General features: G+C 37.7%; 9 protein-coding genes, 1 pseudogene and 1 riboswitch. Of the genes and pseudogenes, 7 read left to right on the forward strand and 3 right to left on the reverse strand.

Going from position 1 to position 12423, the window contains the following annotated elements; all coding sequences use genetic code 11:
* Positions 1-18: 18 nt before the first annotated feature.
* The 3 genes and pseudogenes from JFU50_RS20230 to JFU50_RS20240 form a co-directional block, all read right to left on the reverse strand.
* A pseudogene (locus JFU50_RS20230) lies at positions 19-1675 on the reverse strand (b(o/a)3-type cytochrome-c oxidase subunit 1).
* On the reverse strand, positions 1672-2151 hold the full coding sequence (locus tag JFU50_RS20235; protein WP_056524952.1) for a cytochrome c oxidase subunit II: 480 nt from the start codon (positions 2149-2151) through the stop codon (positions 1672-1674). The pseudogene JFU50_RS20230 and the gene JFU50_RS20235 overlap by 4 nt, the downstream one beginning before the upstream one ends.
* 16 nt (positions 2152-2167) lie before the next feature.
* On the reverse strand, positions 2168-2314 hold the full coding sequence (locus JFU50_RS20240) for a hypothetical protein (protein ID WP_056524949.1): 147 nt from the start codon (positions 2312-2314) through the stop codon (positions 2168-2170).
* A gap of 372 nt (positions 2315-2686) precedes the next feature.
* A riboswitch (purine riboswitch) is annotated at positions 2687-2788 on the forward strand.
* 162 nt (positions 2789-2950) lie between these two features.
* Between JFU50_RS20240 and JFU50_RS20245 the strand changes: the two genes are divergently transcribed.
* From JFU50_RS20245 to JFU50_RS20275, 7 genes are all read left to right on the forward strand, one after another.
* Positions 2951-3550 (forward strand): xanthine phosphoribosyltransferase, encoded by a 600-nt coding sequence (locus JFU50_RS20245; RefSeq protein WP_201185600.1) that lies wholly within the window; start codon positions 2951-2953, stop codon positions 3548-3550.
* Positions 3543-4856 carry a nucleobase:cation symporter-2 family protein gene (locus JFU50_RS20250; protein WP_201185598.1) on the forward strand — a complete coding sequence of 438 codons (1314 nt, stop codon included), beginning with the start codon at positions 3543-3545 and terminating at the stop codon, positions 4854-4856. Before JFU50_RS20245 ends, JFU50_RS20250 begins: the two co-directional genes overlap by 8 nt.
* A 944-nt stretch (positions 4857-5800) precedes the next feature.
* The gene (locus tag JFU50_RS20255; RefSeq protein ID WP_201223812.1) at positions 5801-6889 is read left to right on the forward strand and encodes a type III polyketide synthase; all 1089 of its coding nucleotides are present in this window, start codon (positions 5801-5803) and stop codon (positions 6887-6889) included.
* Positions 6886-7419, forward strand: coding sequence for an isoprenylcysteine carboxyl methyltransferase family protein (locus JFU50_RS20260; RefSeq protein WP_342366357.1), 534 nt, complete (start codon positions 6886-6888; stop codon positions 7417-7419). Before JFU50_RS20255 ends, JFU50_RS20260 begins: the two co-directional genes overlap by 4 nt.
* A gap of 142 nt (positions 7420-7561) precedes the next feature.
* On the forward strand, positions 7562-7720 hold the full coding sequence (locus JFU50_RS20265) for a hypothetical protein (RefSeq protein WP_157443918.1): 159 nt from the start codon (positions 7562-7564) through the stop codon (positions 7718-7720).
* Positions 7721-7927: 207 nt separating this feature from the next.
* Positions 7928-11638, forward strand: coding sequence for a dynamin family protein (locus JFU50_RS20270; RefSeq protein ID WP_201223813.1), 3711 nt, complete (start codon positions 7928-7930; stop codon positions 11636-11638).
* 18 nt (positions 11639-11656) lie between these two features.
* The gene (locus tag JFU50_RS20275) at positions 11657-12415 is read left to right on the forward strand and encodes a DNA polymerase beta superfamily protein (protein WP_201223814.1); all 759 of its coding nucleotides are present in this window, start codon (positions 11657-11659) and stop codon (positions 12413-12415) included.
* Positions 12416-12423: the final 8 nt, after the last annotated feature.

The following is a 12423-nucleotide window of genomic DNA, read 5'->3' on the forward strand; positions in this document are numbered from 1 at the left end:
TTTTTTTATGGTGTAGGATCACCATAATTTAAATCCTTTTGATCCCGGTGGTGCATTTTGGAGAATATCAATAAACGGAATTGTATACGCAAAGAGAATGAGTGCTCGCAGTTATTCCAAGCCATAATTTCCAATTTTCAAAAACGAGAGGCGTTTTTTCGGCTTTATCAGTAACTTCACCAACAGGGAACTCTTCGTTGCCTTTTGGAGCAATGAAGGATAACTGTATAAAAATAATGATATATAAAATAATCCCGATAAAGAGTATGGTTCCACCTACAGCTTGGGCGATTTGATAAGGAATCCAATCAAGTGCCTGTGTGGAATCTCCATAAGTGGAGTACGAAGAGCGGCGAGGTGCTCCCAGCAATCCAGCGATATGCATGGCCCCAGACATAAAGGACATCCCAATTGCCCAAAAGACCCCTTGAATAATCGCTAATTTATTTAATTTTTTTGTTAAGGTGCGTCCAGTTAAATGGGGAACGAGCCAATATGAAATCCCAAAGAAAGTTAGGATTACGGAAGTCGCCAACGTTAAATGAAAATGTCCTGTAACCCAAATAGTATTATGGACAACCTGGTTTAATTGGTTTGAGGCATTGACTAAGCCTCCGGCACCTGCTGGTATGAAAGCCGCCATTCCGATAAAAGGAACGGTAAAACGCGCATCTCCCCAAGGTAGCATCTTAAACCAACCGAATATCCCTTGGGCACCCTGAGAACGTCCGTATTGTTCAAAAGATCCGAATAAAGAAAAGGCCGTCATTAAAGATGGAACAACGACCAAGAAGGTTAAAATCACTTGTAAAAACTTCCAGGCAGGATCGATACCGGGTTCTAGCAATTGGTGATGAAGTCCAACAGGGATAGAGAAAAGCAGGAAAAGAATAAAAGACATTCGAGCCAATGAATCTGAAAAAATTTTCCCGCCAATGACTTTAGGAATCACTACATACCAGCACATATAAGCTGGTAGCAACCAAAAATATACGAGCGGATGCCCGAAATACCAAAATAAAGTTCGGCTTGCTAAAACGTTAATAGAATCCACCCAGCCTAATGACCATGGGAGAATTTGAAATAACACGGTAGCTGCCACTCCGATAGTAGCAACAATCCAAAGTAGAGTATTTACAACAGCCATAAAACTTAATAAGGGGCTTGCTTGGCCGCGATTGTTTTTCTTCCACTTGCGGTATGCCGCTATAAGGGCTCCACCACTAATCCAGCTGCCAACGATCACAAGTGTTAAGCCACCATAGAAAATAGGATGCGCTTGAAGAGGTGCATAAAAAGTATAAAGGACAGATGCTTCATTTAATAAAACCATAACAGCGGCCATAACAGTGCCGAGTGTCATTGTCCAAAAACCAATCCAGCCTGCAATTCTGGAAGGGGTGGACAATGGACCGATTGTTTTACTAACTGCTGATAGCTGAAATCCTATGATAAAGAAAGTTGTTAGCACCAGAGCAAGTAAAACTCCGTGAACCGTAAGTAATTGATAATACGTTATACCGGCAGGTAATTCCATTCTGCCTGAGCGAACCAAAGTTTGAAGTAATCCTGCAAATCCTCCAAGTGCTAAAGCAATAATGGCTACATAGAAATGAGCCATGGATAGTTTTGCATCCAGTGGGTGAACTTTTTCATTTTCAGCCGTTTTTTTCATTTTGAAACCACCTCGATACGGGAGCTCATCATGTGGTGACCAACCCCGCAATATTCATTGCAAATAATCAAATTTTCTCCTTCATTATTAAATCTAGTGGTATATTCACTGACGAATCCAGGTTCAAGCATCATATTAACGTTAGTCCCAGCTATCTCAAAGCCATGGATAACATCTTTTGATGTTGCGATAACCTTGACAGTTGAACCTTTAGGGATCTCCACTTTTGCAGGACTATACGAAAAGGCAGAAGCTACAAACACTAATTCATAGTCCCAATCTTTTCCTGTGACCTCATGTAAGCCAGGGGCATTAAATGGAGCAGTGACCTCCACTTTTTCAGGATCAATTGTAACTAAACAGCTGGGAGGTTGATTCCCTAGATAGAAAGCACTAACCCCAAGCACTGTCAAGAAAACTAGCAGGGCTACTGTACCGAAAATCAACCAAACCTTTTCAAACTTGTGCATGTGCATTATTTCTCCTCCTCAATTAACCTAAACGATTTACAAAAATAAAATAGATGCTGACCCATACAATAATTAGAATAATTCCTAGAATTAAAACAGAAGCAAGTGTACCTTTTAAATTAGAAGTCTCTTTTATTTGTGATTTGTTCTTAAGTTTAGGTGCGGCCATCGTTTTCACTCCTTTCTAATTCCCAAAAATACATGAGTACATGTTCATCATACAAAAGTAGTGGTAAGTTAGAATCCACTTTTTCTCTTTTCACAAATTGTTCAATCGTTACTTTTATAAGTTCGATATAGTGTAAAGTTGAAGTAAGTATAAAAATTTGCTTTTGATGTGTATCAAGTTGTGAAAAAATTGTGAAGATTATATAGTCTGGATTTTTTCACACATAGATGGTAGGAAAAATCCTATGAAACGATCAGTCAATTTCTAAATTTTCTAAAAATACGAATGATCATTTGTTATTTAAAGTGAAAGTTCGGTTTTTGTTAAAAATACCTTTTCAAATAGAGAAAGCGTTGTTATAATTCATATATTACAAAAATATAAAGTTTCACTCGTATAATAGCAGGGATATGGCCTGCAAGTTTCTACCGAATTACCGTAAATAATTCGACTATGGGTGAGTAATAGATCTTGTCGCACAATAAAAGGGTTTTGTTGAGTCCTTTTTCATTTATGCCCAAGAAATATTGCCTCACTCTAAAAAAAGTGCTGCAATGTTTCTTGGGCTTTTTATTTGTCGGGAAACATCTGCATGACTATGGGTTAAATAAACATCCAAGATTGGGAGGAACCTTCATGCAACTTTTAAAGGAAAAAATCTTGTCCGAGGGTCAAGCTTTATCAGAAGATATTTTAAAAGTAGATTCATTCTTAAACCACCAAATGGATCCTATCCTGATGAAAGAAATCGGTAAGGAATTTGTGAAACGTTTTGAACATAAGGAAATAACAAAAGTACTAACGATTGAATCTTCAGGGATTGGACCTGGACTGATGGCGGCCTTAGAATTAGAAGTTCCGCTAATTTTTGCACGTAAACGTAAATCACTGACTTTGACTGAAGGTTTAGTGACAGCATCTGTTCATTCCTTTACTAAGCAAGAAACGAATACAATCACGGTGTCCAATAAATATATTGAAGCAGGTGATAAGGTATTGATCATCGATGACTTTCTTGCAGTTGGTCAAGCAGCCCGAGGTTTGGCGGATATTTGTGACCAAGTTGGAGCAGAAGTGGCCGGAATCGGGATTGTAATTGAGAAAGCTTTCCAAAGTGGTGGAAAGGATCTCAGAGAACAAGGCTTCCAAGTGGAATCTCTAGCTCGAATCGCAAAGTTGAAATTCGGCGAGATAACATTCGCTGAGGAACAGGAAGGGGCAACAGTAAATGTCTAACCAATCACCAATAAAAGTTGCTTCTTTAGGATTACAACATGTACTTGCGATGTATGCAGGTGCGATTGTTGTTCCCCTGATAGTCGGTGGGGCGTTGGGTTTAACGGCAGCGCAGTTAACTTATTTAGTATCGATTGATATTTTAATGTGTGGTATAGCAACCTTATTACAAGTGTGGAAAAATAAATTCTTTGGAATTGGGCTGCCAGTCGTTCTTGGCTGCACATTCACAGCAGTTAGCCCAATGATTGCGGTTGGTACCCAATATGGAGTCACTACCATTTATGGAGCCATTTTGGTCTCAGGATTGATTGTGGTTATAATAAGTAAGTTTTTTGGTAAGTTGGCAAGATTTTTCCCTCCTGTTGTTACAGGATCAGTAGTTATGATTATCGGAATCACGCTTATTCCAGTTGCGATTAACAATCTGGGGGGCGGCCAAGGTGCAGCTGATTTCGGTGCCTTGAATAATGTGGGTCTTGGTTTTGGAACATTGCTATTTATCATTTTTATGTATAAATTCTCAACGGGATTTGTACGTTCTATTTCTATTTTATTAGGTTTACTAGTCGGAACATTTGTAGCTTTCTTCCTGGGGAAAGTGGATTTTAGCTCAGTAGCAAGTGCATCTTGGTTGCATTTACCTCATTTTTTCTACTTTGGAACTCCGACATTTAACATTACAGCTATTATTACAATGACATTGGTGGCAATAGTTAGCTTAGTGGAATCAACAGGTGTTTATTATGCATTAGGGGAAATTACAGATAAAGAGATTTCAGAAGATGATCTAGCACGTGGATATCGTTCTGAGGGGATTGCGATCATGTTGGGTGGGTTGTTTAATGCATTTCCTTATACGGCATTTTCACAGAATGTCGGTCTGATACAATTGTCCGGTATTAAGACAAGAAATGTTATTTATACAGCAGCAGGTATGCTTATTTTGATCGGATTTGTTCCTAAAATAGGTGCGTTCACGACCATTATTCCTTCATCCGTTTTAGGCGGAGCGATGGTAGCCATGTTCGGAATGGTTATTGCAGCAGGAATTAAAATGTTAAGCAAAGTAGACTTTGCTTCCCAAGAAAATTTATTGATTATCGCCTGTTCAGTAGGTATGGGACTTGGGGTAACGGTTGTTCCTGAGCTATTTGCTCAAATTCCAGAAAGTATCCAAATTTTAACGGATAACGGAATTGTGGCAGGAAGTTTGACCGCTATTTTCTTGAATATTGTTTTCAATATCGTCCCTGCAAACGGGAAAGTGAAAGAAGCACGTATCGAAGGACGGAAAGTAGCCTAAATAGTTTCGAAAAAGCTGATAGATTTATACCTTAGAGTAAACTGCCTCAAACGCACAGATATTTTTGCGTTTGAGGCAGTATTTTTTTATTCTGATTGGTTATTAAATCATTACCGGATTGAAAGAAAGCCCTCCAGAGAATTCTAATTATAATGAAAAAAAGATTTAACAGATAAAAGGAAACTCTCTTCACTTTTTGAATATATTGATAGTATCTATACAAGAAAGTAAGTGATAGAGATGGAAAAAAAATATTGTATTCATTGTCGAACTATATTAAATCAGGAATTTAGATGCCGTGTGTGCGGAAAAGAGGAATTTCAAAATATCATTATACAAGTACAAAACCAATCCTCAATAAAGAAGGAAGAATGAAGGCCCCCCTTACCGCTTGTGAAGGTAAGGGGGGTTTTATGATTTAAAAACTACAATTCAATCATCAAGATAATATGAATCTTATGGGCCCATTCAGTATAATCAGGAAAATGATTACTTGATTAAAGCCGTATATTTGACCGACAAAAACAGTTGGAGGGGTAATATCCATAATGGTCTCATCCACTGTTAAGGATGTTGCTATAATAACAGCTAGCATATTGCCAAGTTCTGCGCAAATGAGTCAAGCATTTCTCCTTCTAGAGGGATACCAAACATGGCTCGACTATTTTCCTCATGCATCCACTAGTTCCTCAATGAAAAATCTTCCTCGGAAATCAACTGTCATGCCAATTAGCACGCTGATGGTTTCCTGTTCGAAGACTGATTAGAAAAAAGAGAAGGCTTTTGAATATCTTATCAAAGATATAGGTTTTTTTACCTACTTAATAAAATGAAAAAAACAAAATATTTATAAAAAACCTATATATATCACTATTTATCGTTAAAGCATTAAATGGGTTATTGTGGGTATATTAACCATATCATGTATATTAAGGGGTGGGTTCATGCCATATTTATTATCCGCATCTCATATAAAACTTCCTTATTTACTTTCACAGGAAAAGATCATGGAATTTTCCAGGGAAATCTTTGGTTCCTCTTTTAAGAATATTGAACGATTATTGCGGGCATTTAAAAATGGCCAAGTCGAAAATCGTTATTTTTCAAATGATCTTGATTGGTTCAAAGAGGAACATACGTTTGCGGAAAGGAATGATATATATATTAAACAAGCAGTCGAGTTTGGTAAAGAAGCAATTGAAAAATGTTTAGCTAACACTGAATTTTTAAAAGATAAACTGCAGCCAAGTGAGCTTGATGCCTTCTTTTATATATCAAGTACAGGGATGGCTACTCCTACCATTGATGCAAGAATAATGAATGAACTACCTTTTAACCCACATACAAAAAGAATTCCCATATGGGGGCTAGGATGTGCGGGGGGAGCGAGTGGGCTATCGCGTGCTTTTGAATATTGTAAAGCATATCCGAAAGCAAAGGTCATAGTATTAAGTGTGGAATTGTGTAGCTTAACCTTTCAAAGAAACGATATTTCCAAGAGCAATTTAATTGGAACATCCTTATTTTCTGATGGAATTAGCTGCGTTTTAATTTGTGGTGATGAAGTGTCAGCTGAAAAGTTCTCGAAAAAAGATCAGCATTTAAAATTTTTAGATTCACAATCAACGCTTATGCCAAATTCGTTGGATGTAATGGGGTGGGAAGTTAAAGATCAAGGGTTGTACGTGGTTTTTTCAAAAGATATTCCAACCATTATCAAAGATTGGCTTAAACCTAACGTGGAATCTTTTTTAGTGGAGAATGGATTGATGCTGGGGGATGTGAAAGATTTTATAGCGCATCCTGGAGGAAAAAAAGTAATCGATGCCTATCACGAAGCTCTGGGATTTAATGAAAGCATGACAGCAGAGTCAATGGGTATATTGAGGGAGTTTGGAAATATGTCTTCGGCTACGATTTTGTATGTACTAGAAAGATTCATGATTCGTGGCGGGAATATAGGTGAATATGGCTTGGCAGCTGCATTGGGGCCAGGGTTTTCTTCAGAACTAGTGTTAATGAGGTGGAAATGATGGTTTTCACCATTTTTATTGTGCTGATTGCTATTCAGCGTCTTGTTGAATTATTTATTGCAAAACAAAACGAAAAGCAGTTGAAAATGGAGGGGGCTATTGAGTTCGGTGAGTCCCATTATCGGTGGATGGTTCTGATGCACCTGAGTTTTTTTATTGTACTCACTATCGAGGTAATGGTCTATGAAAGGAAAATTGCTACGCTTTGGCCGATCTGGTTGACTCTTTTTCTCATTGCTCAGTCAGGCAGGGTTTGGGTAATCAGTTCACTAGGAAAACATTGGAATACGAAAATCATTGTGGTGCCAAATGCCGAAGTTGTAGTTAAAGGCCCTTATAAATACTTCAAACATCCTAACTATCTCATTGTAGCAACGGAGATTATCGTCATTTCCTTATTATTCAATGCTTATTATACAGCTATTATTTTTAGTTTGTTGAACGCTTGGATGATGGCGGTGAGAATCCCCTTGGAAGAGAAGGCTTTAAAAACACACACAGAATATTCTACAGTTTTTAAGCAAAAATAATAAAAGTTTCATTTTTCTTATTGAAAATGATTATCGTTCGTGATAAAATTCTAATTGAAGATGAAAATTATTCTCATTCACTTACTGATAAATATTTTTGAAACTTAAAAGCTACCCAATATAAAAGAGGATGGTGTTCGTAATGGTCTGGTTATTCATTTTATTGACAATCGCTACATATAGTTTTGTGATGAAACATGTATTAAGTAATATTCAAAAACCGGCAAAGGCAGTAAAAGCTTATACGGAGTCAACAATTGAAAACCGAGCTACATATAACCCATCTCCTACAACCAGGTAAATTACCTGGTTTTTTTATGCATTCAGAAAGTAATTACGTAGATGTAAACAAACAAAGTGGAACCCACCAATCGGTGGATTTTTTTGTTTTCTGAACACGTTTTGTAAGAATTCATATAGTAAAACTAAAAGCTTTCGGTATGAATAACAATCGAAATCGTTTACAATAAGATTATTAAAATGACGATAGATTAAGGGGTATGGATTCATGATTCAAGAAACATTAAAGCAACAGTCTAAATTGGGGATTTTGACTGCCATGTATGAGAAATTTCAATCAGCAGGAGATACAAGCAATGCTGATAAACTGAAACAGCTAATCATGAAAGTGAAAAATGAGGAATTTATCATTGCTTTTTGCGGGCATTTTTCAGCAGGGAAATCAAGCATGATTAACTTCTTCCTAGATGATCAAGTATTGCCTTCAAGTCCGATTCCAACGAGTGCCAATACGGTTAAGGTTCAAAAAGGGGAGGACTATGCCAAAGTCTTTTATCATCATCAGGCACCGGTCGTATTTCCCGCCCCTTATGATTTTAAAGAGGTAAAGAAATTTGCTAAAGATGGTGATTCAGTATCGGCAATAACAATAAGCTCCAATCAGTTTTCACTGCCAGAGTCATGTGCAATCATGGATACGCCAGGGATTGATTCGACAGATGATGCACATAGAGTTTCTACTGAATCGGCCTTGCATCTTGCTGATGTAGTCTTCTATGTAATGGATTATAATCATGTTCAATCAGAAGTGAACTTTCTTTTTACTAAAGAATTGTTAGAAGCGGAAAAACCAACATATTTAATTATCAATATGATTGATAAACATGATGAAAATGAGCTCAGCTTCCAAGACTTTAAATTATCTGTTTCTGAAGCATTTGCAAACTGGAATGTATACCCTGATGGAATATTTTATACATCAGTCAGAGACTTGAACAATAGTGAGAATGAAATCGAAACCGTTCGTCAATTTATATATGAAATGGCAGAGAAAGGTCAAAATGATGGGAAAGATGCCATAATGCAATCGGCAAAGGCCCTAATCGAAAGACACCTTATTTGGCTGAAGGAACAGTATGAAGAGGATCATGCCAGTGAATTTGAAGTTTTATCAGAACTTCCATATGAAGAGCGAATCGACCTAACGAATAAAGTGGACAGCCTTATAAAGGGAAAAAAATCATTAACAGAACGTTTAGAGAATGTGAAAGTGCAATTTGCAAAAGATTTAGAAACCATTTTGAAAAGTGCTTACATCATGCCGGCGGCTACACGGGACCTAGGTAAATCATTCTTGGAATCAGCACAACCCGATTTTAAAATGGGGCTATTATTTGCCAAGAAAAAAACGGAGGCCGAGCGCGAGGAGCGTCTAAACGTATTCTTGGCAGATTTACAAGAGAAGGTCAAAACCCAGCTTGAATGGCATCTTAAAGAGTTAGCGGTTAAAACCCTTACTGAAGCTGAAGTCCATGACTCAACGCTTGAAAGTAAGGCTCAGGCCCTGCACATCGAGGTGACAGAAGCTTACATAAAAAATTCTTTAAAGCCCCAAGTCAATATTACAGGTGAATACGTTTTAAACTATACAAATGATTTGGCCTCTGCTATCAAAAAAAAGTCACGTGATGAAGCTGAAGAATTTTTGCACAGCATGATTGCTGTCATGCAGGGTATAGTGGAGCAACAGACGATATCCATCGATAATGAACTTGAAGGTTTTGCTGAATTTGCGGAAGCCCTCAAAGTTACCGCAGCGATGAATGCAGAAATCGAGTCCCAAACAGAACAATTAGAGGGTATTGCTAATCAAACGGTATCGCTAATGGATGAGCGTTATGTCGAGACACTTTTGACTGAATGGGATGAAGAAGAAAAAAATATTACAGTCAAAATTATGAACACGAATGATGACAATAGGGTTAAGCAGGCTAACGAACTACATGTGGCGGATCTTGAAATCGAAACTAAGGCAGCAGAATCAACTGTAGGCGTTCCATTATCTAATACGATAGATTTACGTGGGAAGGAAAAGTTAATGGAGACTGCATCAAATTTACAGCAGGCAGCCAAACTAATTCAACCTTTGAAAGGTTTTCAATCACTTTATAAAGAATTAACAGATAAGGCAAACCGACTAGAAAAGCAGACTTTCACGGTTGCGCTATTCGGTGCATTTAGTGCAGGCAAATCTTCATTTGCAAATGCGTTAATGGGAGAAAGCGTTCTTCCTGTTTCGCCAAATCCTACTACTGCTGCCATTAACAAAATCATGTCATCTGACGCTGAGCATCCACATGGTACGGCAACAGTTAAATTAAAAACCGAAGCTATGCTGCTAGAAGATGTAACCTTAGCTTTAGTTGCTTTTGGTAAGACAGCAAAATCACTCGATGAGGCTCACCATCTTGCTGGACAGATCATTGAAACCGCAGGGGAAGTGGATAAAGGGAAAACGCATCTATCTTTCCTAAGGGCTTTTTATCAAGGATTGCCTCCTCACAAAAGTGATTTAGGAAATGTCATTACAGTGGACCTTGAAGGGTTTAAACGTTTTGCTGCTGAAGAGTCCAAATCGTGTCTCGTTGATTTGATTGAATTGCGTTATGACTGTGAAATGACAAAGCAGGGAATGGTACTTGTTGACACTCCTGGAGCGGATTCAATAAATGCTCGGCATACTGGTGCTGCTTTCGAATATATTAAGAATTCTGATGCCATTCTTTTTGTGACCTATTATAATCACCCATTCTCTCGGGCAGATCGGGAGTTCCTAATCCAACTTGGGCGAGTGAAAGATTCCTTTGCTATGGATAAGATGTTCTTTATTGTCAATGCGGTCGATCTTGCTCAAACTACTGACGAACTGGACGAAGTTATGGATTATGTGAAAGATCAATTAAATGGATTCGGAATCCGTTTTCCAAAGCTGTTCCCGCTAACAAGTAAGGGAGCATTAATAGAAAAACAAATTCCAGGTTCATTTATACACTCTTTCCTTCCTAATAGTGGAATTTCGGAATTCCAATTACAATTTGATTCTTTCATCGAGAACGACTTAACAGGACTGGCAATTGAATCAGCGCAAGCTGCTGTAAAAAGAACAGAAGAACTGCTTCGAGATGTTATAACAGCGTCCAAGCAGGATGAAAAAGCGAAACAAAAAGCGCTCGAGACTCTCGCTCTTGAGGCACAGTCTATTTCTGGTCTTCTGGAAGTCATTAAAGGGGACGCCGAAAAACAACGTTTGAAAAAAGAGATTGATGAATTGACTTTCTATAGTAAACAACGCGTATTTTTCCGGTTTAATGATTTCTTCAAGGAATCTTTTAATCCGGCTGTCATTAAAGACGATGGGCAGGATTTGAAGCTGGTCCTTAAACAAGCATTAAAAAATTTATTAGAAGCACTAGGCTTTGACCTTGCACAGGAAATGCGTGCTACGGCGTTAAGGACTGAAATGTTCGTTAATAAATTATTGAATGAGAAACAAGTCGGATTGCTTCAACAGATACAGAAAGTAAGAAAGACTCTTTCGTTACAGCCATATGAACCAAATGAGAGGGATTCCCTTGAATTTTCGGGTGCTTTTGTCCAATTAGACACGAGTGAATTCAAAAAAGAATTGGCGTTGTTTAAAAATCCAAAGGCTTTCTTTGAAAAAAATGAGAAAGTGAAAATGAGCGAGGGACTTCAGCAGCGTTTGGATGAACCTGCCCTTATATATGTAAAAGAGCAAGGTGGGAGAATATTCGAAATGTATACGAAAATTCTTGATCAAGAGTTACTTTCCATTCAAAAAGAATATAAAACGGAAATATCGGATATTTTCGCAGGCTTACGTGCAGCCTTAGAAGAAAAGGTTGATTTACCGTATTATGAAAAGGCTGTAATTGAATTGGAAAAAATGCATTTGTAATAGAAACGAGGTTCGTTTATGAAAGAAAACCTTATTTCAATTTTGAGAAACCTAGAAAAGAAAAAGAATATCACAATATTAATGGCTGCTGTAACTGGCAGCCATTCTTTTGGTTTATCATCAGCCAATTCAGATAGTGATGTCCGGTTTATATATGTTCATAATGATAGGCGGTCCTATCTCTCACTTAGTCAACCCGACGAAGTGATTCAATTGAATGAAGGCTTTTGTGACGTGGAAGGCTGGGATCTATTTAAAACATCACGGCTAACGTTAAAGAGCAACCCCGCACTATTTGAATTATTTCAGTCGCCCATCCAACTGATTGCTCAACCGGATTATTATCGCGTGATGAAGGGGTTAATCGAAGAATGCTATTCCAAAAAGGCTCTAGGACATCATTACTACCGGATGATGACAGGCAATCTTCAGCAATTGACAAAAACAAGTAGTTCCGAAAAAAAAGTGCTGAAAACATGGGTACAGGTTTATCGTTCCTATTTAGTACTGCAATATTTAATCCTGTTTAGAGCTCTTCCACCTTTATGCGTTTGGGAATTACTCGATTCTGTATTAATTGATAAGGAAATGAAAAGCAGAATGACGCGAATATTTACAGCAAAACAAAAAGAAGAATTTTCAAAACATGAAAGTATAAAAAGTCTTGAGTTTTTGGAGGGGAAATTACCTTCCATAAAGAATGAAATAACTAAGCTTCCGATGGGGAAGCACATGGAAGAGGAGCTTAATCAATTAATTTGGTCCATTTTGAAATAGGGAGATGT

The organism is Peribacillus sp. TH14, from assembly GCF_016651145.1.
Taxonomy (GTDB): Bacteria; Bacillota; Bacilli; order Bacillales; family DSM-1321; genus Peribacillus; species Peribacillus butanolivorans.

Bases quoted from the DNA above. Each gene is read 5' to 3' on its own strand.
- JFU50_RS20240 (WP_056524949.1), bottom strand. From the start codon at position 2,314: ATGGCCGCACCTAAACTTAAGAACAAATCACAAATAAAAGAGACTTCT.
- JFU50_RS20275 (WP_201223814.1), top strand. From the start codon at position 11,657: ATGAAAGAAAACCTTATTTCAATTTTGAGAAACCTAGAAAAGAAAAAG.
- JFU50_RS20265 (WP_157443918.1), top strand. From the start codon at position 7,562: ATGGTCTGGTTATTCATTTTATTGACAATCGCTACATATAGTTTTGTG.
- JFU50_RS20245 (WP_201185600.1), top strand. From the start codon at position 2,951: ATGCAACTTTTAAAGGAAAAAATCTTGTCCGAGGGTCAAGCTTTATCA.
- JFU50_RS20255 (WP_201223812.1), top strand. From the start codon at position 5,801: ATGCCATATTTATTATCCGCATCTCATATAAAACTTCCTTATTTACTT.
- JFU50_RS20260 (WP_342366357.1), top strand. From the start codon at position 6,886: ATGATGGTTTTCACCATTTTTATTGTGCTGATTGCTATTCAGCGTCTT.
- JFU50_RS20235 (WP_056524952.1), bottom strand. From the start codon at position 2,151: ATGCACATGCACAAGTTTGAAAAGGTTTGGTTGATTTTCGGTACAGTA.
- JFU50_RS20270 (WP_201223813.1), top strand. From the start codon at position 7,928: ATGATTCAAGAAACATTAAAGCAACAGTCTAAATTGGGGATTTTGACT.
- JFU50_RS20250 (WP_201185598.1), top strand. From the start codon at position 3,543: ATGTCTAACCAATCACCAATAAAAGTTGCTTCTTTAGGATTACAACAT.